The sequence below is a fragment of the Kitasatospora sp. NPDC034035 genome, from assembly GCF_055575755.1.
Genome location: NZ_JBVISA010000020.1, coordinates 1 through 22,494, shown reverse-complemented (window position 1 = coordinate 22,494; position 22,494 = coordinate 1). Strand labels below are relative to the sequence as shown.

The following is a 22,494-nucleotide window of genomic DNA, read 5'->3' as shown; positions in this document are numbered from 1 at the left end:
ACCATGCCTAAGCCCGGAGAACTCACCTTTGTCGCGCCGCGCGGCGCCAAGCCCCCGCGACACCTCGCCGACCTGAGCCCCGCCGAGCGCAAGGAGGCCGTCGCCGAGCTGGGCGAGCAGCCGTTCCGCGCCAAGCAGCTCTCCAACCACTACTTCGGCCGGATGTCGAACGACCCGGCGAGCTGGACGGACATCCCCGCCGCCAGCCGGGAGAAGCTCACCGGGAGCCTGCTGCCCGAGCTGATGTCGGTGGTGCGGCACGTCTCCTGTGACGACGACGCCACCCGCAAGACGCTGTGGAAGCTCTTCGACGGCACGCTCGTGGAGTCCGTGCTGATGCGCTACCCGGACCGGGTCACCATGTGCATCAGCTCGCAGGCCGGCTGCGGCATGAACTGCCCGTTCTGCGCCACCGGCCAGGCCGGGCTGACCCGCAACCTCTCCACCGCCGAGATCGTCGAGCAGATCGCCGCCGGGATGCGTTCGCTCAAGGACGGGGAGATCCCGGGCGGTGAGGCGCGGCTGTCCAACGTGGTGTTCATGGGCATGGGCGAGCCGCTGGCCAACTACAACCGGGTGCTGGCCTCGATCCGCCGACTGACCGACCCGGCGCCGGACGGCTTCGGCCTGTCCCAGCGCGGCATCACCGTCTCGACCGTCGGGCTCGTCCCGGCGATGCACCGCTTCGCCGACGAGGGCCTCAGCTGCCGCCTGGCGCTGTCACTGCACGCCCCGGACGACGAGCTGCGCGACGAGCTGGTGCCGGTGAACACCCGGTGGAAGGTCGACGAGGTGCTGGACGCGGCCTGGAACTACGCGGAGAAGTCCGGCCGCCGGATCTCCATCGAGTACGCGCTGATCAAGGACATCAACGACCAGGCGTGGCGGGCCGACCTGCTCGGCCGGCTGATCAAGAACCACCGGGTGCACGTCAACCTGATCCCGCTGAACCCGACCCCGGGTTCCAAGTGGACCGCCTCCCGGCCCGAGGACGAGCGCGAGTTCGTCCGCCGGCTGCAGTCGCACGGTGTGCCGACGACCGTCCGCGACACCCGCGGCCAGGAGATCGACGGCGCCTGCGGCCAGCTCGCCGCAGCGGGTTAGCCCCCGGGAGCCCGGCCGCTACCGCAGTCCGGCGGCCGCCAGTGCGGCGGTCGCCCCGCCGGTCAGCAGCAGCGTGGTGCCGACCGCCAGGGTGCGCAGCGCGACCGCGCCGAACAGCAGGCGGGGCGAGGCGCCGAGGCGCAGCAGCGCGTCGGTGACGTGGCGGCGGTCGGTGCGGACCTCGGCGAGCCGGGCGACCACCGCGGCGGCCGCGCAGCCGAGCACCAGGCAGGCCTCGACGGCGGGCAGCGCGTCGGCGCTGTCGGGGGCGCCGATCCAGTAGCGGATGGTGGTGAGCACCAGCGCGACGGCGAGGGTGAGGACGGCCAGCGGCGCGCCGAGGCGCGGGGCCTGGGCGGTGAGCCCGCGCCCGGCGAGCAGTCGCAGCGGGGTGGGCCGGCCGAGGGCGAGCAGCCGTCCGGCCCAGGCCAGCAGCGGGCCGGTGAGCAGGGCGAGGCCGAGTGCGCTGGTGGCCCAGCCGCCGAGCGCGGCGGTGCTGGTGGTGCCGAGCCCGGCGGGCAGGTGGATCGGGCGGCCGTCGGCGGCGGCGCCGGGCCGCAGCGCGATGAGTTCGAGTGCGGCGCCGATCACGCCCAGCCCGATCGGCAGGGCGATCCGCCAGACGCCGAAGCCGGTGCGGCGGCGGGTGCGGCCGCCGGGCAGGTTCTCGGTGGCGGGCACCGCGCAGGCGGCGGCGAGGCCGGCGGTGAGCGGGACCAGGGCGAGCAGGGTGACCGGCGCGGCGGGCGGCAGCGGCACGCCCATGCCGAGGTCGGGGGCGAGCGAGGGCCCGGCGATGTCGTTGCGCAGTACCAGGAAGACCAGCAGGGTGAGCACGCTGCCGAGGGTGCAGGCGAGGGCGACCTCGCCGGCGATCAGGGCCCGGATCCGGCGGGAGCCGGCTCCGGCGGCGGTGAGGCCGGCGATCCGCTCGGGGCGCCGGGCGGGCACCGCGCGGGCGGCGACGGCCGCGAACCAGGCGACGGCGGCGAGCGGGGGCAGGCACCAGAGCAGCCGGACCAGCGGGTCGGCGCCGCCGAGCGGGTCGCTCATCGCCCGGCCGAGGGAGCGCAGCAGGAAGGCGGCGACCACGGCGGCGGCCAGCGCGGTGAGCAGCCAGCGGCCGAGGTCGGGCACCCGGTAGCCCCGGGCCAGACGGAGATAGAACACGTCGACTCTTTCAGCGGCTCGGCGTCGTCAGCGGCGGGTGGCCGTGACGGCGGGCGCTCCGGGGGCCCCGGACACGGTGGTGCCGCGCGGGACGGGGGCGGCGGGGGCGGTGAGCCGTCCGTCGACGAGGGCGACGGCGCGGTCCGCGAACCGGACGAGCTCGGGGTCGTGGGTGGCCAGGACGAGGGTGAGCTGGTGCGAGCGGGCCGCGCTGGTCAGTATCCGCAGGACCTGGTCGGCGGCTTCGCGGTGCAGCGGGGCGGTGGGGTCGTCGGCGAAGACGACGGGCGGCAGCGGGGCCAGGGCACGGGCGACGGCGACCCGTTGGCGCTGGCTCTGGACCAGCCGGTCGGGGCGGTGCTTGGCGAAGTCGCCGACGTCGAGGCGCTCCAGCCACTCGGCGGCGGCGGTGTAGGCGGCCTTGTTGCCGGCCCCGGCGAGCAGCAGCGGCAGGGCGACGTTCTCCCGGGCGGTCAGTTCGGGGACCAGGTGCGGCTCGGAGCCGACGAAGCCGAAGCGGTCGCGGCGCAGCCGTTCGCGGCCGGCCCGGGTGAGGGTGTGCACGGGGGCGCTGTTGAACCAGACCTCGCCCTCGTCGACCGGGAGCTGGGCGGAGAGGCAGCCCAGCAGGGTGCTCTTGCCGGAGCCGCGCGGGCCGGTGACGGCGAGCACCTCGCCCTCGCGGACGCCGAGCGAGATGCCGCGCAGGGCGGGGGTGCCGTGATGGGACTTGACGATCCCTCGGGCCCACAGCACGTCGTTGTCAGGCGGTGCCGCTGACATGAGGTTCCATCCTGGGTGGCCGCAGGGATATGACAGTCGTCAGATTAGAACGACCGGGGCGGGGCGCGGTTGCGGCGCTCTGGTCCATCACGGGCAAATCACCCGCATTCAGGCATGTTTGGTCGTGCGACTGTGATGTTCCGGTGGGGGAACGCCGAAGGGCGGCCCGGCGGGGAGCTGGGCCGCCCTTCGGCGGAGGGTGGGGAAGAGGGCTCAGGGGATCAGATCTTCGCCCACGCGTCGGTGAGGCTGGTCCGCAGGATCTGCTCGATCTCGTCGAAGGTCGACTGGTTGGAGATCAGCGGCGGGGCCAGCTGGATGACCGGGTCGCCACGGTCGTCGGCGCGGCAGTACAGGCCGTTGTCGAAGAGCGCCTTCGACAGGAAGCCGTAGAGCACGCGCTCGACCTCGTCGTCGTTGAACGACTCCTTGGTGACCTTGTCCTTCACGAGCTCGATGCCGTAGAAGTACCCGTTGCCGCGGACGTCGCCGACGATCGGCAGGTCGCGCAGCTTGTTCAGGGTGCCGAGGAAGGCGGCCTCGTTGTCGAGGACGTGCTGGTTCAGGCCCTCGCGCTCGAAGATGTCGAGGTTGGCCAGCGCCACCGCGGAGGAGACCGGGTGGCCACCGAAGGTGTAGCCGTGCAGGAAGGTGTTGTCACCCTTGTAGAACGGCTCGGCCAGGCGGTCCGAGATGATCGTGGCGCCGATCGGGGAGTAACCCGAGGTCATGCCCTTGGCGCAGGTGATCATGTCGGGCTGGTAGCCGAACTTGTCGGCGCCGAACATGGTGCCCAGGCGGCCGAAGGCGCAGATGACCTCGTCCGAGACCAGCAGCACGTCGTGGCGGTCGCAGATCTCGCGCAGGCGCTGGAAGTACCCGGGCGGCGGCGGGAAGCAGCCGCCGGCGTTCTGCACCGGCTCGACGAAGACGGCGGCGACGGTCTCGGCGCCCTCGTTGAGGATGGCCACCTCGATCTCGTCGGCGCACCAGCGGCCGTAGGCCTCGGGGTCGACGGTGCCGTCCGGGCTCTCCAGGAAGGCGGGGGCGCGGTAGATGTTGGTGTTCGGCGCCTTGTGGGTGCCCGGCACCAGCGGCTCGAACGGGGCCTTCAGGCCCGGCAGGCCGGTGATGGACAGCGCGCCCTGCGGGGTGCCGTGGTAGGCGACGGCGCGGGAGATGACCTTGTACTTGGTCGGCTTGCCGGTCAGCTTGAAGTACTGCTTGGCGAGCTTCCAGGCGGTCTCGACGGCCTCGCCGCCACCGGTGGAGAAGAAGACCTTGTTCAGGTCGCCGGGGGCGTAGTTGGCCAGGCGCTCGGCCAGCTCGACGGCCTTCGGGTGGGCGTAGCTCCACACCGGGAAGAAGGCGAGCTCCTTGGCCTGCTTGGCGGCGGCCTCGGCGAGCTCCTCGCGGCCGTGGCCGGCCTGGACGACGAACAGGCCGGCCAGGCCGTCGAGGTACTTGCGGCCCTTGTCGTCCCAGACGTAGGTGCCCTCGCCCCGGACGATCGTCGGCACGGGGGAGTTCTCGTACGACGACATGCGGGTGAAGTGCATCCACAGGTGGTCGTAAGCGGTCTTGGAAAGGTCCTTCTGCGCCGGGTCGGCTGTCATCGGGTGCCCCAGGTGTAGGTCTGTTTCCGGAGCTTCAGGTAAACGAAGCTCTCGGTGCTCCGCACGCCGGGAAGGGCGCGGATGCGCTTGTTGATCATTTCGAGCAGGTGCTCGTCGTCCTCGCAGACCAGTTCGGCCAGGAGGTCGAACGAGCCTGCGGTGCAGACGACGTAGTCGACCTCGTCGAGGGCGGCCAGCGCGTCGGCGACGGGCTCGATGTCGCCCTCGACCCGGATGCCGACCATCGCCTGGCGGGTGAAGCCGACGGTGAGCGGGTCCGTGACGGCGACGATCTGCATCACGCCCTGGTCGAGCAGCTTCTGGACGCGTTGCCGTACGGCTGCCTCGGACAGGCCGACGGCCTTGCCGATGGCGGCGTACGGGCGACGCCCGTCCTCCTGCAGCTGCTCGATGATCGCCTTGGAGGCGGCGTCGAGGGGAACGCTGGCGTTCCGGTCGCGGTTGGCCACGCGGCCACTGTGCCTGATCGTTCCCGTGTTCGCAAGCTTGGAAGCTGCTGATTTCGTCGTGATCTTGGAAAACGCGTACGGATTTCATCGCGTACACGGAGTCTGCCTGTCGATACCAGCCGTCGTGCGGCTACCCTGACACGGTACGCGCGCGGCCCCGCGAGGTGCCGCGCATACCGCCACCAGTGGACCGCGCCGCTTCGGGCACGGCCACTCGGCGCCCTTCGTACGCCGGATCCGCCGACGTACCATGGCGCCGGAATCTGCAACGCCGCAGGCCCAGACCGAGGAGAGATCCGTGAGCGACCTTCGCACGCTGCGCAACTACATCAACGGTGAGTTCGTCGACGCGGCTGACGGCCGCACGCTCGACATCGTCGACCCGGCCACCGGCGAGGTGTACGCGACGTCGCCGCTGTCCGGTGCCGCGGACGTGGACGCCGCCATGGCCTCCGCCGCCGCCGCGTTCCCGATCTGGCGGGACTCCACCCCGAGCACCCGGCAGAAGCTGCTGCTCAAGATCGCCGACGCGGTCGAGGCCCGGGCCGACGAGATCGTCGACGCCGAGGTGCGCAACACCGGCAAGCCCCGGGCGCTGACCCTCTCCGAGGAGATCGGCCCGATGGTGGACCAGATCCGCTTCTTCGCCGGTGCCGCCCGCCTGCTGGAGGGCAAGGCCGCCGGTGAGTACATGGACGGGATGACCTCGATCGTCCGCCGCGAGCCGGTCGGTGTCTGTGCCCAGGTCGCGCCGTGGAACTACCCGATGATGATGGCCGTCTGGAAGTTCGCCCCGGCCATCGCCGCGGGCAACGCCGTCGTCCTGAAGCCCTCGGACACCACCCCGGCCTCGACCGTGCTGCTGGCCGAGATCATCGGCGGCATCCTCAAGGACCTGGACCTGCCGGCCGGCGTCTTCAACGTCATCTGCGGCGACCGCGAGACCGGCAAGCTGATGGTCGAGCACAAGACCCCGGCGATGGCCTCCATCACCGGTTCGGTCCGGGCCGGCATCCAGGTCGCCGAGTCGGCGTCCAAGGACGTCAAGCGCGTCCACCTGGAGCTGGGCGGCAAGGCCCCGGTCGTGGTCTTCGAGGACGCCGACATCGCCGAGGCCGTCGAGGGCATCTCGGTCGCGGGCTACTTCAACGCCGGCCAGGACTGCACCGCCGCCACCCGCGTGCTGGTGCACGAGTCGATCCACGACGCCTTCGTCGAGGCGCTGGCCAAGGCCGCGGCCGAGACCAAGACCGGCGGCGCGGACGACGAGGACGTGCTGTACGGCCCGCTGAACAACGCCAACCAGCTGAAGCAGGTCGCCGGCTTCATCGAGCGGCTGCCCGCCCACGCCAAGGTCGAGGCCGGTGGCCACCGGGTCGGCGACAAGGGCTACTTCTACGCCCCGACCGTCGTCTCCGGCCTGAACCAGGACGACGAGATCATCCAGAACGAGGTCTTCGGCCCGGTCATCACCGTGCAGAAGTTCACCGACGAGGACCAGGCCGTCGAGTACGCCAACGGCGTCGAGTTCGCGCTGGCCTCCTCGGTGTGGACCAAGGACCACGCCCGCGCCATGCGGATGTCGCGCCGCCTGGACTTCGGCTGCGTCTGGATCAACACCCACATCCCGCTGGTCGCCGAGATGCCGCACGGCGGCTTCAAGAAGTCCGGCTACGGCAAGGACCTGTCGTCGTACGGCTTCGAGGACTACACCCGCGTGAAGCACGTCATGACCGCGATCTAGCGGGTCATGACCGTCGGGCGCAGTATGACCGCGATCTGACCTATTCAGGTCGTATGAACTGACAATGGGCCCGGGGCTTTCCGCCCCGGGCCCGGTGTCTTTGCACCCTGTCGACGGATCGGGCGACCGACTGACAAGATGAAACTGCACTTCGCGCGCGGCCCGTCCTAGCCTTACCGGCATGAGCATCCCCACCGCTGACTCAGCCGCCGGCCAGGCCGTCAAGGCCGCCGACCGCGCGCACGTCTTCCACTCGTGGTCCGCCCAGGCGCTGATCGACCCCCTCGCGGTGGCCGGCGCCGAGGGCTCGTACTTCTGGGACTACGACGGCAACCGCTACCTCGACTTCTCCTCGCAGCTGGTCAACACCAACATCGGGCACCAGCACCCGAAGGTGGTTGCCGCGATCCAGGAGCAGGCGGCGAAGCTCTGCACCATCGCACCCGGCTTCGCGGTCGAGTCGCGCAGCGAGGCCGCCCGGCTGATCGCCGAGCGCACCCCGGGCGACCTGGACAAGATCTTCTTCACCAACGGCGGCGCCGAGGCCAACGAGAACGCGATCCGGCTGGCCCGGCTGCACACGGGCCGGCAGAAGGTGCTGTCCACCTACCGCTCGTACCACGGCGCCACCGCCAACGCGATCGCCCTCACCGGCGACCCGCGGCGCTGGGCCAACGAGACCGGGGTCTCCGGCGTGGTGCACTTCTGGGGCCCGTACGCCTACCGCTCCAACTTCCACGCCGAGAACGAGGCGCAGGAGTGCGAGCGCGCGCTGCGGCACCTGGAGGAGGTGATCGCCTTCGAGGGGCCGGGCACCGTCGCGGCCGTCATCCTGGAGACCGTGGTCGGCACCGCGGGCATCCTGATCCCGCCGCCGGGCTACCTGGCCGGGGTGCGGGAGATCTGTGACCGCCACGGCATCGTGTTCATCCTCGACGAGGTGATGGCGGGCTTCGGCCGCACCGGTGAGTGGTTCGCCGCCGACCACTGGGGCGTCACCCCGGACCTGCTCACCTTCGCCAAGGGCGTCAACTCCGGCTACGTGCCGCTCGGCGGCGTGGCGATCAGCGCCGAGATCGCGGCCACCTTCGCCGAGCGGCCGTTCCCCGGCGGACTCACCTACTCCGGCCACCCGCTGGCCTGCGCCTCCGCGGTGGCGACCATCACCACGATGGCGCAGGAGGGCATCGTCGAGAACGCCAAGCACATCGGCGAGACCGTGCTCGGCCCCGGCCTGCGCGAGCTGGCCGAGCGGCACCCGTCGATCGGCGAGGTCCGCGGCATGGGCGTGTTCTGGGCGCTCGACCTGGTGAAGAACCGGGAGACCCGCGAGCCGATGGTGCCGTACAACGCCGCCGGCGCCGCCAACGCGCCGATGGCCGAGCTGGCCGCCGCCTGCAAGCGGCGCGGGCTCTGGCCGTTCGTCAACATGAACCGCTTCCACGTCGTCCCGCCGTGCACCGTCACCGAGGAGGAGGCCAAGACCGGCCTCGCGGTGCTGGACGAGGTGCTGTCGCTCACCGACGCGCACACTGTCTGACGTACCTCCAGGACGGCCCCGGGCAGTTGTGCCCGGGGCCGTCCCACGCTCCGGAAGGCTCCGCCATGCCCAGCAGCTCCACCCTGACCCGCCGTACGCCCGACTCCGCCGTGCTGCGCCGACGTTCCGTGCTCGGTGGGGCCGCGCTGCTCGGCGCCGGCACCCTGACCGGCTGCGGGATCCCGTCCGCGTACGTCCCCGAGGACCGCCGCTCGGCGCCGGACCGCTCGGAGACCGACAAGCGGCTCGCCTTCTCCAACTGGACGCAGTACATCGACACCGACGACCACGGCGGCCGCCCGACCCTGGACGGCTTCAGCGAGAAGACCGGGATCGACGTCACCTACACCGAGGACATCAACGACAACGACGAGTTCTTCGGCAAGATCAGCCCGGTGCTCACCCAGGGCGCCACCCCCGGCCGGGACCTGATGGTGATCAGCGACTGGATGGCCGGGCGGTACGTCTCGCTGGGCTGGGTGCAGGCCATGGACCGGGCCAACCTGCCCAACGTCACCGCCAACCTGGACCCGCAGCTCGCGAACCCGGGCTTCGACCCCGGGCGCCGGCGCAGCGTGCCGTGGCAGTCCGGGATCACCGGCATCGCGTACAACCGCAAGGCGCTCGGCCGGGAGATCAAGTCCACCGCCGACCTGTGGGCACCCGACCTCAAGGGCCGGATCACGCTGTTCGCCGGGCTGGACGAGGCGCTCGGGCTGCTGATGCTCTCCCAGGGCGCGGACATCGCGACGTTCGGCGACGACGACGCGAACAAGGCGATGGACCTGGTGCAGAAGATGGTCGACACCGGCCACATCCGCCGCTTCACCGGCAACGACTACACCAGCGACCTCGCCTCCGGCGCTGCGCTCGCCTGCCAGGCCTACTCCGGCGACGCGGTCCAACTCACCGCCGAGAACCCGGACATCGAGTTCGTGGTGCCGGAGGAGGGCGGCGAGCTGTGGGCGGAGAGCCTGATGATCCCCAACCGCGCCACCCACAAGCGCAACGCCGAGCTGCTGATCGACTACTACTACCAGCCCGAGGTGGCCGCCGAACTCGCCGCGTTCGTCCAGTACATCTGCCCGGTGCCGGCCGCCCGCGAGGTGCTGGCTGCCAGCGGCGACAAGGAGAAGGCCGAACTCGCCGAGAACCCGCTGGTGTTCCCGACCGAGGAGATGCGGGCCCGGCTGCGCACCATGCGTGACGTCACCTCGGCCGAGCGGCCGGAGCTGCACAAGGTCTGGGGCCGCATCACCGGGGTGTGACGCGCGGGGCTCAGCGCCGTACGGCGTCCAGGGCGAGCAGCGCCACGTGCAGGGACAGGCAGGACTCGACCTGGTCGAGGTCGACGCCGAGGATCCGCTCGACCTTGTGCAGCCGGTCGTAGAAGGACGGCCGGGACAGGTGCGCGGCGTCCGCCGCGGCCGACTTGTTCCGGCCCTGCTCCAGGTAGATCCGCAGCATCTGCACCAGCTGGCCGTTGTGCTCGGCGTCGTGGGCCAGCAGCGGGCCCAGCTCGCGCTCCACGTAGGTCTGCAGCCGGGCGTCGTCGCGCAGCAGGTGGAGCAGGCCGCGCAGCCGGACGTCCGGCAGCCGGTAGTAGGAGGAGGTGCGGCCGCCGCCGGGCGCGTCGTGCAGGGCGGCGTCGGCGACCTGGGTGGCCTCCAGCAGGGTGCGCCGGGCGTCGCGGACCGAGCCGACGGAGGAGCCGACCGCGACCACCGGGCCCGCCGGGTCGGCGCCCTCCCGGGCGGCCTCGGCGGACATCCGGCGCAGGGCGGCGGAGAAGGAGTCCAGCGCGGAGTGCTCGTCCTGCTGGGCGCCGAGCGAGATCAGCAGGCCGACGGCCTCGTCGTCCAGCGCGCCGACCAGGGCGGAGAGCCGGCAGGAGCGGACCGCGCTCGCGGCCAGCTCGGTGAAGTCGCGCAGCCGGGACTGCGCCTCCAGCGCGGCCGGGATCGGCCCGCGCCGCTGCCGCAGCACCACGCCGACCAGCCGGCGGCCCTCCAGCGGGACGCCGAGCGCCTGGGCCCGCAGCGCCGCCTCGGAGACGGTCAGCGCGTGGGTGAGGATGCCGGAGAGCAGGGTGCGGTGGGTCTGCCGCTCCAGGCTCTCCCGGTCGCGGACCACCAGCCGGTTGAGCGCCAGCGCGGAGGCGCCGCGCTCCAGCAGCATCGCGTGCGGGTGGGTCTCGCCCTCGGGCAGCGGGCCGGGTTCCAGGACCAGCACCAGCCGGCCCCAGTCCTGGCCGCGGGCGCCGACGGTGGTGACCAGCCAGCCGCTGCGCGGGTCGTGGCCGGTGCGGCCGGACGGGCGGACCCCGCGCGAGCGGCGCTCCCAGTCCTCCAGCACCTCGGCCTCCGGACGCCCGGCGGTGTCGTGGGCGAGCACCTGGTGGGCCAGGTTCTCCAGGATGACCGGCCCGCCCGCCATCCGGGCCACCTGCCGGATCACCTCGGGCGGCTCGGCGCCCTCCACCACCAGTTCGTTGAACACCTGGTGGACCGACTCGGAGGCGCGCAGCTGCTCCAGCTGGGCGTTGACCACCAGGGCGTGCACGGCCTCGGTGACGGCGACGAAGCGCAGCTCGCGGCGGAGCGTGATCAGCGGCAGCCCGCGCTGCTCGGCGGCGTTGACCAGCGCGCGGGGGAGCGTGTCGAAGTAGCGCCGCCCGTACTCGACGACCAGGCCGGCCACCCCGACCTCGTCCAGCTCGCGGACGTAGCGGGCCAGGCCCTCGCGGTCCTCGGGCAGCGCGATGCCGGTGGTCAGCACCAGCTCGCCGCCCCGGAGCATCCCGGCGACGTCGGGCAGCTCGCTGACGTGGACCCAGCGGACCGGCCGCTCCAGGTGGTCGGCGCCGGCCACGACCTGGGGCAGGCCGCGCCGCATCACCTCCAGGTCGAGTACTCGGGCGACGGTGGGGAGCATCGCGGGCCTCCATGGCCGGGGGACCAGAGCGGGGACGGGTGGGCAGAGGTGGTCAGAGTGTCAGGTGAATCATCCATCCCCGCAACGACCTGTTGCCCTGGCGGGACCCTTGCACCCTGTAAGGCCCTTCGTGTCGAGATTGTCGCAGTGACCCTTGTCACGCCCCGGCGGCACCGGGCATGGTCAGCGGGTCGGCTGTGGCGGAAAACCGACCTCACGCCGGAATCCGTCGCGTTGACCAGAACGCAACCGTGGAATCCCTTGTCCGGAGCCAACCGGACTGTCAGGATCGCGCAACCCCGATGATCGACAGGACGGATTCCCGCACCCCGCAGACCCCCACGGCGGGAGGCGGCGCTCCGTCGCTCAGTCGTACCACCGGCACTTGGAGGAACCAGATGGACCTGACCGACTTCGGCGCGGGCGCGCAGTACATCGCGGGCCGCCTGACCCGGGGGAACGGCGAGCCCTTCCAGGTCGTCAACCCCGCCGACGGCAGCGTGGTCGAGCAGGTCGCCCTGGCCACCGCCGAGGACGTCGACACGGCCGTCGCCGCCGCGAAGGCCGCCCTGCCGGGCTGGTCCTCGGCCACCCCCGGGGCGCGCTCCGAGGCGCTCACCCGGCTGGCCGCCGTGCTGACCGACGCCTGCGGCGACCTCGCCCGGGTGGAGACCGCGCAGACCGGCAAGCCGGTCAAGCTGGCCACCGAGTTCGACGTCCCCGGCACCATCGACAACGCCGCGTTCTTCGCCGGTGCCGCCCGCAACCTGGAGGGCAAGGCGGCCGGCGAGTACTCCGGCGACCACACCTCGTACGTGCGGCGCGAGGCGATCGGCGTGGTCGGCTCGATCTCGCCGTGGAACTACCCGCTGCAGATGGCCGCCTGGAAGATCCTCCCGGCGATCGCGGCGGGCAACACCATCGTGCTCAAGCCGGCCGAACTGACCCCGCTGACCTCGCTGATGTTCGCCCGGGCCTGCACCGCGGCAGGCATCCCGGACGGCGTGGTCAACGTGGTCACCGGCGCCGGGCGCACCGCCGGCGAGCACCTGATCGGGAACCCGGACGTCGCGATGGTCTCCTTCACCGGCTCCACCGCCGTCGGCAGGCGGGTCGCCGAGATCGCCACCGCGAGCGTCAAGCGCACCCACCTGGAACTCGGCGGCAAGGCCCCGTTCGTGGTCTTCGACGACGCCGACCTGGACGCCGCCGTGCACGGCGCCGTCGCCGCCTCGCTGATCAACAGCGGCCAGGACTGCACCGCCGCCACCCGCGCGTACGTCCAGCGCCCGCTGTACGACGCCTTCGTGGCCGGGGTGGCCGAGCTGTTCGCGGCGATCCGGATCGGCGACCCGCTGAACCCGCGGACCGACCTCGGCCCGCTGGTCTCGTATACCCACCGGGACCGGGTGGCCGGCTTCGTGGAGCGCGCCCGCTCGTACGCCACCGTGGTCACCGGCGGACAGGTGCCGGAGAAGGGCCACGACGGCACCGACCTCACCCGGGGCGCGTACTACCCGCCCACCCTGATCACCGGCGCGGCCCAGGACAGCGAGGTCGTCCAGGGCGAGATCTTCGGCCCGGTGCTGGTCGTGCTGCCCTTCGACGGCGACGACGAGGGCCTGCGGCTGGCCAACGACACCCCGTACGGCCTGGCCGCCTCCGCCTGGACGAGCAACGTGCACCGCTCGCTGCGCGCCACCCGGGAGATCGCGGCCGGGTGCGTCTGGGTCAACGACCACATCCCGATCATCAGCGAGATGCCGCACGGCGGCTACAAGGCGTCCGGCTACGGCAAGGACATGTCCCAGTACTCGCTGGACGAGTACACCCAGGTCAAGCACGTCATGTTCGACACCACCGCGGTGGCCCGCAAGGACTGGCACCGCACCGTCTTCGGAGACAGATAACCCCCGGACAAGGGCGCTTCCCCCACGCCCCCTCTCTCCCCCCAGGAGGCCCGTTCCATGGCGTTCAACGAGCTCACCGACGGTCTGCCCGAACCGGTCCGCAAGGCGTGGGAGCGCAGCCTGACCAGCGGCCGGGCCGCACTCGGCCGCCGCACCCTGCTGCGCGCCGCCGCCCTCACCGCCGGAGCGGGCACCCTGGCGGCCTGCGGCATCCCGGCGGCCCCCCGGTCGACCGGCGACTCCACCGCGAACGCCGCCAAGGACCTCTCGGACTCGGAGAAGGAGGTCGCCTTCTCCAACTGGCCGCTCTACATCGACACCGACGAGAAGGACAAGGAGAAGCACGGCACCCTGGACGCCTTCACCCAGGCCACCGGGATCAAGGTCAAGTACAACGAGGACGTCAACGACAACGTCGAGTTCTTCGGCAAGATCAAGCCGCAGCTCGCCTCCGGCCAGGACACCGGCCGCGACCTGATGGTGCTCACCGACTGGATGGCCGCCCGGCTGATCCGGCTCGGCTGGGTGCAGAAGCTCGACCCGGCGAACGTCACCACCGCGATCACCACGGTCGAATCGCGCTTCCGCGCCCCCGACTGGGACCCGGGCCGGCTCTACTCCTACCCGTGGGCCGGCATCCAGACCGTCGTCGCGTACAACAAGAAGGCGACCAAGGGGAAGGAGGTCACCAGCGTCTCCCAGCTGCTGGACGACCCCGACCTGAAGGGCCGGGTCACCTTCCTCTCCGAGATGCGCGACAGCATCGGGATGGTGCTGCTCGACCAGGGCAAGGACTCCGCGAAGTTCACCGCCGACGACTTCGACGCCGCGATCGCCCGGCTGCAGAAGGCCGTCGACAGCAAGCAGATCCGCCGCTTCACCGGCAACGACTACGGTCAGGAACTCTCCTCCGGCGACATCGCGGCCTGCATCGCCTGGGGCGGCGACCTGATCCAACTGCGCGCCGACAACCCGGACATCGAGTTCGTCATCCCGGAGAAGGGCTTCCTCTCCTCGACCGACAACATGCTGGTTCCGGCCAAGGCGCAGCACAAGGCGAACGCGGAAAAGCTGATCGACTTCTACTATCAGCCGAAGATCGCGGCGCAGCTGGTCGCGGGCATCGGCTACGTCTCCGCCGTCACCGGGATGACCGACGAGCTCGCCACCCTCGCCCCGGACACCGCGGCCAACCCGCTGGTCGTACCCACCCCCGAGATGGCGGCCAAGGCGCACGTGTTCCGCACGCTCACCGAGAGCGAGGAGAGCGACTTCGAGCAGAAGTTCTCCAAGCTCATCGGCGCCTGACCCCCACTCCCGGCAGAGAAACCCAGGAAGACACCACTCCATGACAGACCAGCAGCGCGACGCGGCCGCCGGCGGAGACGTCCGGCTCACCGGCATCGGCAAGACCTACGGCTCCTTCACCGCCGTCCACCCGCTCGACCTGACCGTCCCCCAGGGCTCCTTCTTCGCACTGCTCGGCGCCTCCGGCTGCGGCAAGACCACCACCCTGCGCATGATCGCCGGCCTGGAGGAGCCCACCAGCGGCACCGTCCTGATCGGCGGCCAGGACGTCACCGCCCTGCCCCCGTACAAGCGGCCGGTGAACACCGTCTTCCAGAGCTACGCGCTCTTCCCGCACCTGGACATCTTCGAGAACGTCGCCTTCGGCCTGCGCCGGCGCGGCAAGAAGGACGTCAGGAAGCAGGTCGACGACATGCTGGAGCTGGTCGAGCTCGGCCAGTACGCCCGGCGCAAGCCACACCAGCTCTCCGGCGGCCAGCAGCAGCGCGTCGCCGTCGCCCGCGCGCTGATCAACCACCCGCAGGTACTGCTCCTGGACGAGCCGCTCGGCGCGCTCGACCTCAAGCTCCGCCGCCAGATGCAGCTGGAACTCAAGCGGATCCAGACCGAGGTCGGCATCACCTTCGTGCACGTCACCCACGACCAGGAGGAGGCCATGACCATGGCCGACACCATCGCGGTGATGAACGGCGGCCGGGTCGAGCAGCTGGGCGCGCCCGCCGAGCTGTACGAGAACCCCGCCACCACCTTCGTGGCCAACTTCCTCGGCCAGTCCAACCTGCTGCCCGCCGAGGTCACCGGCACCGAGGGCGGCGACCTGCTGCTGAGCGCGGGCGGTGTCCGCCTCGCCGTGCCGAAGGCGCGCTGCGCCACCGACGCCAAGCGCGTCCACCTCGGCGTGCGCCCGGAGAAGCTCACCATCACGCACGCCTCCGAGGAGGTCGCCGACGGCCGCAACAAGCTGTCCGGCACGGTGCTCGACTCCAGCTTCATCGGCGTCTCCACCCAGTACGTGGTGCGCATCGACGGCGGCCAGGAGGTCACCGTCTTCGAGCAGAACATGGAGCGCGACGCCCGGATCGTCCCCGGCGCCGCCGTCCGGCTGCACTGGAACCCGGCGCACTCCTTCGCCCTGGACGCCTCGCAGGCGATCGACGCGGGCACCGCGGAGGAGGCCGCATGACCGCCACCACCCCGGCCGCGCCGCCCCAGGCCATACCCCCCGACGGCAGCCCGCTGCCGACGGCCGAGCGCAAGCCGAAGCGCAAGCTCACCCCGTACTGGCTGCTGCTGCCCGGCGTCGCCTGGCTGGTCGTCTTCTTCGCCGTCCCGATGCTCTACCAGGCGTCCACCTCGCTGCAGACCGGCTCGCTCGAAGAGGGCTTCAAGGTCACCTGGCACCTCTCGACGTACTGGGACGCGCTGGTCGAGTACAAGTGGCACTTCGTCCGCTCGTTCTCCTACGCCGCTGTCGCCACCGTGCTCTGCCTGGCCGTCGGCTACCCGCTCGCGTACACGATCGCCTTCAAGGCGAGCAAGCGCTGGCGCAACGTCATCCTGATCCTGGTCATCGCGCCGTTCTTCACCAGCTTCCTGATCCGCACGCTGGCCTGGAAGACCATCCTGTCCGACGGCGGCCCGGTGGTCGGCGCGCTGAACGCGCTGCACGTCCTGGACCTCACCAACCTGGTCGGCCTCACCTCCGGCGACCGGGTGCTGGCCACGCCGCTCGCGGTGGTCTGCGGCCTGACCTACAACTTCCTGCCGTTCATGATCCTTCCGCTGTACACCTCACTGGAGCGGATCGACCCGCGCCTGCACGAGGCGGCCGGCGACCTCTACGCCCGGCCGTTCACCACCTTCCGCAAGGTCACCTTCCCGATCTCGCTGCCGGGCGTGGTCGCGGGCACCCTGCTGACCTTCATCCCGGCCTCCGGCGACTACATCAACGCCCAGCTGCTGGGCTCGCCGAGCGAGCAGATGGTCGGCAACGGCATCCAGAAACAGTTCCTGAACGTGCTCGACTACCCCACGGCCGCCGCGCTGAGCTTCATCCTGATGGCCCTGATCCTGGGCATGGTGACGGTCTACATGCGCAAGGCCGGGACGGAGGAACTGGTCTGATGTCCCGGATTCTGAAGTGGGTCCGCGCCCACCTGGTAGTGCTGGCCGGCCTGCTGGCCCTCGCCTACCTGGTGCTGCCCAACCTGGTCGTGCTCGCCTTCTCGTTCAACAAGCCGGTGGGCAAGTTCAACTACGAGTGGAACGAGTTCTCCACCGACGCCTGGACCAACCCCTGCGGCGTGGCCGACATGTGCCAGTCGCTCTCGCTCAGCCTGCAGATCGCGGTGTTCGCCACCATCGGCGCCACCGTGCTCGGCACCATGGTCGCCTTCGCACTGGCCCGCTTCCGCTTCCGCGGCCGCTCCGCCACCACCGCGATGATCTTCCTGCCGATGGCCATGCCCGAGGTGGTCATGGCCGCCTCGCTCGGGACGCTCTTCCTCAACATGCGCATCCCGTTCGGCTTCACCACCATCCTCATCGCGCACATCATGTTCTGCCTCAGCTTCGTGGTGACGGCGGTCAAGGCGCGCGTGATGAGCATGGACCCGAGGCTCGAACAGGCCGCCCAGGACCTCTACGCGACCCCCACCCAGACCTTCCTCCGGGTCACCCTGCCGCTGGCGGCGCCCGGCATCGCGGCGGGTGCGCTGCTCAGCTTCGCGCTCTCCTTCGACGACTTCATCATCACCCAGTTCAACTCGGGCCCGACCACGGTCACCTTCCCGATGTTCGTCTGGGGCGCCTCGCAGCGCGGCATCCCGGTGCAGGTGAACGTCATCGGCACCGCGATGTTCCTCGCCGCCGTCGCGCTGACCGTCGCCGGCCAGGGGCTCGGCAACCGCAGGAAGGCCACCGCCTGACGTACGGTCGGTCAGCGGTGGCCCGACATGACACCTATCCGTGGAAAGTGGCTGATAATGCATGGACTCCGCTCGCGCACTCAGTGACGCCAGGCCCACCCCCTTCTGGCTGGAGGACCCGGGCCGGCCGGCGGCACTGCCCGCCCTGGTCGGCGACACCACCTGCGACCTGCTGGTCGTCGGCGGCGGCTACTCCGGCCTGTGGACCGCCCTCATCGCCAAGGAACGCGACCCCTCGCTGGACGTCGTGCTGGTCGAGGGCAACGAGGTCGGGTGGGCCGCGTCCGGGCGCAACGGCGGATTCTGCGCGGCCAGCCTCACCCACGGCTTCGGCAACGGCCTGGAGCGCTGGCCGTCCGAACTCGCCCAGCTGGAACGCCTCGGTGCCGCCAACCTCGACGGCATCGAGGCCACCCTCAAGCGCTACGGCATCGACGCCGAGTGGGAACGCACCGGCGAGATCGACGTCGCCACCCAGCCCCACCAGGTCGAGGAGCTCCACGAGGTCGCCGAGGCGGTCGCCCGCCACGGCCTCGACATCACCGTCCTGGACGCCGACCAGCTGCGCGCCGAGGTGAACTCGCCGACCTTCCTCGGCGGCCTCTGGGACAAGGAGGGCGTGGCGATGGTCCACCCCGCCAAGCTCGCCTGGGGCCTCAAGGACGCCTGCCTGAGCCAGGGCGTGCGGATCCACGAGCACACCCGGGCCACCGACCTGCGGGAGTACGGCAGCGGCATGGCCGCCCGCACCTCCTACGGCCGGGTCTTCGCCCGCCGGGTCGCGCTCGGCACCAACGTGTTCCCGTCCCTGCTCAAGCGGGTCCGCCCGTACATCGTGCCGGTGTACGACTACGCGCTGATGACCGAGCCGCTCAACGACGAGCAGCTCGCCTCGATCGGCTGGCGCGGGCGGCAGGGGCTCGGCGACAGCGCCAACAAGTTCCACTACTTCCGGCTCTCCGCCGACAACCGGATCCTCTGGGGCGGCTACGACGCGGTCTACCACTACGGCGGCCACGTCCGGCACGAGTACGACCAGCGACCGGAGACCTTCCGCACCCTGGCGAACCACTTCTTCCGCTGCTTCCCGCAGCTGGAGGGCCTGCGCTTCACCAACGCCTGGGGCGGCGCGATCGACACCTGCAGCCGGTTCTCGGCGTTCTTCGACACCGCGTACCGGGGCAAGGTCGCGTACGCGGTCGGCTACACCGGGCTCGGCGTCGGCGCGACCCGCTTCGGCGCCGAGGTGATGCTCGACCTGCTCGCGGGCGAGCGCACCGAACTCACCTCGCTGGAGATGGTCCGCAGCAAGCCGCTGCCGTTCCCGCCCGAGCCGGTGCGCTGGGCCGGCATCGAGATCACCACCCGGTCGCTGGAGCGGGCCGACCGCAACGGCGGCCACCGCAACCTCTGGCTGCGCACGCTCGACCGCCTGGGGCTGGGCTTCGACAGCTGACCCCCGCGACCCGTGTAATCGGGACCCGCCGTCCGCCTCTCCTTGGTGACGGCGGGTCTCGGCCTTTCCCGCCGCGCCCGAACAGTACGAGCGGCAAGAAGCGGGGACAGACATGGAGAGCACCGGACTGCACTGGCTCGCCCAGGTGGCGGCGGACCCGGAGTTCTTCCGGGAGCACTGGGAACGCACCGGGCTCGGCCTGATGCTGCTCCCGGCCGGCCGCCGCTGGGACGTCCTCTCCGTCCCCGGACGGCTCGGGCGCCCCGCCCTGGAGATCCTGGACACCGGCTCCTGCGGCCCCGTCCTCACCGACTTCGGCGAGGAGCACCTCAGCTTCCTGGTGCCGCTCGGCACCGCCGCCCGCTGGGTCGGCACGGGCGTGCGCAGCGCGGGGGAGGGCACCTGGATCGTCGTCCCGCACCCCGAGCACAACAGCCGGGGCGTGCGCTGGCTCGTCCCGCCGGGCGGCTCCGGGCGGCTCAACGACCCGGTGCTGCTGGAACTCGCCCTGCACGAGGCGGCGGCAGGGCTCGGCGGGTGGTGAGGGGGGTCCGGCGGGTGGTTCGGCGGCTTCGGTGGGTGTTTCAGCGGGTGTTTCAGCGGGTGTTTCGGCGGGTGGTTCGGCCGGTGGTGAGGGGGCTGACGATGGCGCGCGGGACGGGCGGTCGCGTCAGACTGGAGGCGTGACCACCGCCCCGCACGCCGTCGACGCGTCCCTCCGACCGGGCCCCGCCCAGCTGCGCCTGGCCGGTCTGGCCGCGCCGGTCTGCGACCGGTACGGCCTCGCCCTGGCCGGTGGGCACGCGCTGCGCGCCCACGGCGTCGCGGCCTGCGCACAGGACGGGCTCACCCTGGTGACCGGCGGCGCCGACCTGCCGGAGGTCGCCGACGCGCTGGCCGAGGCGTACCGCGCGGCGGGTGGCGGAGTGGCCGAGCGACCGGGCACCCCGCGGCTGGAGCAGCTCACCGTCCGGCTGGCGCTGGGCGGCCGGACGCACTCGGTGGAGCTGCGCAAGGAACCGCTGGCCCATCGGCCGGTCCGGCTCGACCTCGGCGCGCCCGGGCCGGACGAGCCACCGGTGGTGCTGCCGGTCGTCGCCCTGGAGGACGTGGCGGCGCTGACCACCGCGCTGCTCGTGGACCGAGGCATGCCGCGCGACCTGATCGACGTCCACGCGCTCACCCGCTGCTACCGGGAGGGCGAACTGCTCGCACTGGCACGGGAATTGGACCCGGACTTCCAGCCTGCGGCGCTCGCCGACCGGCTGGAGACGCTCGCCGAGGCGGCGGACGGGCGGTTCCGCGCCCGGGGCGTTCCGGCCGGCGGGGTGGACGAGCGGAAACGGTGGGCGCTGGCGTGGGCGCAGGACCTGCGGCTGGACCTGCTGGAGACCCAGGAGGCGGCGGACGGGCTGCACGATCCTTACCTGGAGGACCCGGACCAGGAGGACCCGTACCCGGAGGACCCGGACCCGGAGGGTTCACCTTCGGAGGATCCGTCCCCGGAGGACGACGAAGCCTGAGCAACGTGGTGGGCGGAACACGTTCGGAGTAGCGACCGGACGACCTGTAAGGCTGAATCCGAGATCCCCGTCAGCCTGTTCGTTGAGCCGGGCCGAAGCGGCGAGCAGACTGGAGACGAGCGCGGTAGCCCCGTGAATTTCCGTCGCCCGGCCCACTCGCGGGCGGCGCCAGACCGGACCGGTGGCAGGACGCCGCCCGGGACTTCGGAGGCAGACGACCTTGAGCAAGCACATCATTCACTGGATCGGCGGCAAGCCGGTCGCCACCGCGGGTGCGGCGCCCCGTCGCGGCGACATCTTCGACCCGGCCACCGGTCAGGTCGCCGGTCACGTCGACTTCGCCGGGATCGCCGAGGTCGACCAGGCCGTGGCCGCCGCCGCCTCGGCCTTCACCGAGTGGCGCACCGCCTCGGTCGCCAGGCGGGCCACGGTGCTCTTCGCCTTCCGGGAGCTGCTGAACGCCCGCCGCGACGAGCTGGCCTCGATCATCGTCGCGGAGCACGGCAAGGTGCACTCCGACGCCCTGGGCGAGATCGCCCGCGGCCTGGAGGTCGTGGAGTACGCCTGCGGAATCCCGCAGCTCATCAAGGGCGGCTTCACCGAGCAGGCCTCCACCGGCATCGACGTCTACTCGATCCGCCAGCCGCTCGGCCCGGTCGCCATCATCTCGCCGTTCAACTTCCCGGCCATGGTGCCGATGTGGTTCTTCCCGATCGCCATCGCGGCCGGCAACACCGTCGTCCTGAAGCCCTCGGAGAAGGACCCGTCCGCCGCCGACTTCCTGGCCGGTCTGTGGAAGGAGGCCGGCCTGCCGGACGGCGTCTTCAACGTCGTGCACGGCGACAAGGTGGCCGTCGACCGCCTGCTGGAGCACCCGGACATCAAGTCCGTCAGCTTCGTCGGCTCCACCCCGATCGCCCGCTACGTCTACGAGACCGGCACCCGCTACGGCAAGCGCGTGCAGGCCCTGGGCGGCGCCAAGAACCACATGCTGGTCCTGCCCGACGCCGACCTGGACCTGGCCGCCGACGCCGCCGTCAACGCCGGCTTCGGCGCGGCGGGAGAGCGCTGCATGGCGGTGTCCGTCCTGGTCGCGGTCGACCCGATCGGCGACGAGCTGGTCGAGAAGATCAAGCAGCGGGTGGCCACCCTCAAGGTCGGCCCGGGCTGCAACGGCGACTCGGAGATGGGCCCGCTGGTCACCGGCCAGCACCGTGACAAGGTCACCTCCTACGTGGAGTCCGGTGTCGCCGACGGCGCCGAGCTCGCCGTGGACGGCCGCAAGCACCCGGTCACCGCCGAGGACAAGGACGGCACCCCGACCGCCGACGGCTTCTGGCTCGGCCCGACGCTGTTCGACCACGTGAAGCCCGGCATGTCCGTCTACAACGACGAGATCTTCGGCCCGGTCCTCTCGGTCGTGCGCGTCTCCTCCTACGAGGAGGGCCTGGCGCTGATCAACGCCAACCCGTACGGCAACGGCACCGCCCTCTTCACCAACGACGGCGGCGCGGCCCGGCGCTTCCAGTTCGAGGTGGAGGTCGGCATGGTCGGCATCAACGTGCCGATCCCGGTGCCGGTCGCCTACTACTCCTTCGGCGGCTGGAAGGCCTCGCTCTTCGGCGACGCCCACGCGTACGGCCCGGACGGCGTGCAGTTCTTCACCCGCGGCAAGGCCGTCACCCAGCGCTGGCTGGACCCGTCGCACGGCGGCATCAACCTCGGCTTCCCCACCAACAGCTGAGCCCGCACCGCGCGGACACGCCGGCCGGACCCCTCTCCCGGGGTCCGGCCGGCGTGCTCTTGCCCGCACGCCGCATCCGCGTTTGCATCAGCCTGCCGAAGCGCGTAGAGTTCTTCGAGCTGCTCGGCAGGGAGCACCGGACACGCATCGGCGCGGACGGTCCCGGGGTAGCCAATCCTCTGAAACACCACTTCCCAGGTTCGGGCTGGGTTGCGTCTGCATTTGTGCGTCGCGGCTCGGTTCTTATTCGGCGTGTTCGTTTTAT

At 71.4% G+C, this 22,494-nt stretch carries 18 protein-coding genes; 13 read left to right on the top strand and 5 right to left on the bottom strand.

Annotated features, from left to right (window positions below):
* The first annotated feature begins 3 nt into the window (after positions 1–3).
* On the top strand, positions 4–1,104 hold the full coding sequence (gene rlmN, locus ACZ52J_RS26215; protein ID WP_360504676.1) for a dual-specificity RNA methyltransferase RlmN: 1,101 nt from the start codon (positions 4–6) through the stop codon (positions 1,102–1,104).
* 18 nt (positions 1,105–1,122) lie between these two features.
* Here rlmN and ACZ52J_RS26210 read toward each other — a convergent pair whose 3' ends face one another.
* From ACZ52J_RS26210 to ACZ52J_RS26195, 4 genes are all read right to left on the bottom strand, one after another.
* The gene (locus tag ACZ52J_RS26210; RefSeq protein ID WP_465622238.1) at positions 1,123–2,274 is read right to left on the bottom strand and encodes a hypothetical protein; all 1,152 of its coding nucleotides are present in this window, start codon (positions 2,272–2,274) and stop codon (positions 1,123–1,125) included.
* Between the two features lie 27 nt (positions 2,275–2,301).
* Positions 2,302–3,057 carry an ABC transporter ATP-binding protein gene (locus tag ACZ52J_RS26205; protein ID WP_465622236.1) on the bottom strand — a complete coding sequence of 252 codons (756 nt, stop codon included), beginning with the start codon at positions 3,055–3,057 and terminating at the stop codon, positions 2,302–2,304.
* A gap of 221 nt (positions 3,058–3,278) precedes the next feature.
* Complete coding sequence (locus tag ACZ52J_RS26200; RefSeq protein ID WP_360504681.1) at positions 3,279–4,673, bottom strand: aspartate aminotransferase family protein; 1,395 nt, start codon at positions 4,671–4,673, stop codon at positions 3,279–3,281.
* On the bottom strand, positions 4,670–5,143 hold the full coding sequence (locus tag ACZ52J_RS26195) for an Lrp/AsnC family transcriptional regulator (RefSeq protein WP_030306695.1): 474 nt from the start codon (positions 5,141–5,143) through the stop codon (positions 4,670–4,672). Before ACZ52J_RS26195 ends, ACZ52J_RS26200 begins: the two co-directional genes overlap by 4 nt.
* 250 nt (positions 5,144–5,393) lie before the next feature.
* On the opposite strand from ACZ52J_RS26195, the gene ACZ52J_RS26190 reads away from it, so the two are divergent.
* The 3 genes from ACZ52J_RS26190 (at position 5,394) to ACZ52J_RS26180 (ending at position 9,695) form a co-directional block, all read left to right on the top strand.
* The gene (locus ACZ52J_RS26190) at positions 5,394–6,887 is read left to right on the top strand and encodes a gamma-aminobutyraldehyde dehydrogenase (RefSeq protein WP_360504683.1); all 1,494 of its coding nucleotides are present in this window, start codon (positions 5,394–5,396) and stop codon (positions 6,885–6,887) included.
* Positions 6,888–7,068: 181 nt separating this feature from the next.
* On the top strand, positions 7,069–8,427 hold the full coding sequence (locus ACZ52J_RS26185) for an aminotransferase class III-fold pyridoxal phosphate-dependent enzyme (RefSeq protein ID WP_465622234.1): 1,359 nt from the start codon (positions 7,069–7,071) through the stop codon (positions 8,425–8,427).
* A gap of 65 nt (positions 8,428–8,492) precedes the next feature.
* Positions 8,493–9,695, top strand: coding sequence for a polyamine ABC transporter substrate-binding protein (locus ACZ52J_RS26180; protein ID WP_465622233.1), 1,203 nt, complete (start codon positions 8,493–8,495; stop codon positions 9,693–9,695).
* 10 nt (positions 9,696–9,705) lie between these two features.
* On the opposite strand, the gene ACZ52J_RS26175 is transcribed toward ACZ52J_RS26180, so the two are convergent.
* Entirely contained in the window at positions 9,706–11,361 is a 1,656-nt protein-coding gene (locus ACZ52J_RS26175; RefSeq protein WP_465622231.1) for a PucR family transcriptional regulator, read from the bottom strand.
* A 398-nt stretch (positions 11,362–11,759) separates the two neighbouring features.
* Here ACZ52J_RS26175 and ACZ52J_RS26170 point away from each other — a divergent pair, with 398 nt between their 5' ends.
* From ACZ52J_RS26170 to ACZ52J_RS26130, 9 genes are all read left to right on the top strand, one after another.
* Entirely contained in the window at positions 11,760–13,271 is a 1,512-nt protein-coding gene (locus ACZ52J_RS26170) for a gamma-aminobutyraldehyde dehydrogenase (protein ID WP_465622230.1), read from the top strand.
* Between the two features lie 57 nt (positions 13,272–13,328).
* Positions 13,329–14,579 (top strand): polyamine ABC transporter substrate-binding protein, encoded by a 1,251-nt coding sequence (locus tag ACZ52J_RS26165; protein WP_465622228.1) that lies wholly within the window; start codon positions 13,329–13,331, stop codon positions 14,577–14,579.
* 40 nt (positions 14,580–14,619) lie between these two features.
* Positions 14,620–15,762, top strand: coding sequence for an ABC transporter ATP-binding protein (locus ACZ52J_RS26160; protein WP_465622227.1), 1,143 nt, complete (start codon positions 14,620–14,622; stop codon positions 15,760–15,762).
* Entirely contained in the window at positions 15,759–16,703 is a 945-nt protein-coding gene (locus ACZ52J_RS26155) for an ABC transporter permease (protein ID WP_465622226.1), read from the top strand. The genes ACZ52J_RS26160 and ACZ52J_RS26155 overlap by 4 nt, the downstream gene beginning before the upstream one ends.
* The gene (locus ACZ52J_RS26150) at positions 16,703–17,506 is read left to right on the top strand and encodes an ABC transporter permease (RefSeq protein ID WP_465622224.1); all 804 of its coding nucleotides are present in this window, start codon (positions 16,703–16,705) and stop codon (positions 17,504–17,506) included. The genes ACZ52J_RS26155 and ACZ52J_RS26150 overlap by 1 nt, the downstream gene beginning before the upstream one ends.
* A gap of 61 nt (positions 17,507–17,567) precedes the next feature.
* Positions 17,568–18,962 (top strand): NAD(P)/FAD-dependent oxidoreductase, encoded by a 1,395-nt coding sequence (locus tag ACZ52J_RS26145; protein WP_360504701.1) that lies wholly within the window; start codon positions 17,568–17,570, stop codon positions 18,960–18,962.
* Between the two features lie 112 nt (positions 18,963–19,074).
* Positions 19,075–19,506, top strand: a complete 432-nt coding sequence (locus tag ACZ52J_RS26140; protein ID WP_465622223.1) for a hypothetical protein — start codon at positions 19,075–19,077, stop codon at positions 19,504–19,506.
* Positions 19,507–19,645: 139 nt separating this feature from the next.
* Positions 19,646–20,485 (top strand): nucleotidyl transferase AbiEii/AbiGii toxin family protein, encoded by an 840-nt coding sequence (locus tag ACZ52J_RS26135; protein ID WP_465622221.1) that lies wholly within the window; start codon positions 19,646–19,648, stop codon positions 20,483–20,485.
* A gap of 220 nt (positions 20,486–20,705) precedes the next feature.
* Positions 20,706–22,229, top strand: a complete 1,524-nt coding sequence (locus tag ACZ52J_RS26130) for a CoA-acylating methylmalonate-semialdehyde dehydrogenase (protein WP_360504704.1) — start codon at positions 20,706–20,708, stop codon at positions 22,227–22,229.
* The last annotated feature ends 265 nt before the right edge of the window (positions 22,230–22,494 follow it).

Coding starts and splice junctions, on each gene's coding strand:
- ACZ52J_RS26150 (WP_465622224.1), top strand. CDS start 16,703: ATGTCCCGGATTCTGAAGTGGGTCCGCGCCCACCTGGTAGTGCTGGCC.
- ACZ52J_RS26205 (WP_465622236.1), bottom strand. CDS start 3,057: ATGTCAGCGGCACCGCCTGACAACGACGTGCTGTGGGCCCGAGGGATC.
- ACZ52J_RS26185 (WP_465622234.1), top strand. CDS start 7,069: ATGAGCATCCCCACCGCTGACTCAGCCGCCGGCCAGGCCGTCAAGGCC.
- ACZ52J_RS26175 (WP_465622231.1), bottom strand. CDS start 11,361: ATGCTCCCCACCGTCGCCCGAGTACTCGACCTGGAGGTGATGCGGCGC.
- ACZ52J_RS26155 (WP_465622226.1), top strand. CDS start 15,759: ATGACCGCCACCACCCCGGCCGCGCCGCCCCAGGCCATACCCCCCGAC.
- ACZ52J_RS26190 (WP_360504683.1), top strand. CDS start 5,394: ATGGCGCCGGAATCTGCAACGCCGCAGGCCCAGACCGAGGAGAGATCC.
- ACZ52J_RS26165 (WP_465622228.1), top strand. CDS start 13,329: ATGGCGTTCAACGAGCTCACCGACGGTCTGCCCGAACCGGTCCGCAAG.
- ACZ52J_RS26170 (WP_465622230.1), top strand. CDS start 11,760: ATGGACCTGACCGACTTCGGCGCGGGCGCGCAGTACATCGCGGGCCGC.
- ACZ52J_RS26200 (WP_360504681.1), bottom strand. CDS start 4,673: ATGACAGCCGACCCGGCGCAGAAGGACCTTTCCAAGACCGCTTACGAC.
- ACZ52J_RS26180 (WP_465622233.1), top strand. CDS start 8,493: ATGCCCAGCAGCTCCACCCTGACCCGCCGTACGCCCGACTCCGCCGTG.
- ACZ52J_RS26160 (WP_465622227.1), top strand. CDS start 14,620: ATGACAGACCAGCAGCGCGACGCGGCCGCCGGCGGAGACGTCCGGCTC.
- ACZ52J_RS26140 (WP_465622223.1), top strand. CDS start 19,075: ATGGAGAGCACCGGACTGCACTGGCTCGCCCAGGTGGCGGCGGACCCG.
- rlmN (WP_360504676.1), top strand. CDS start 4: ATGCCTAAGCCCGGAGAACTCACCTTTGTCGCGCCGCGCGGCGCCAAG.
- ACZ52J_RS26145 (WP_360504701.1), top strand. CDS start 17,568: ATGGACTCCGCTCGCGCACTCAGTGACGCCAGGCCCACCCCCTTCTGG.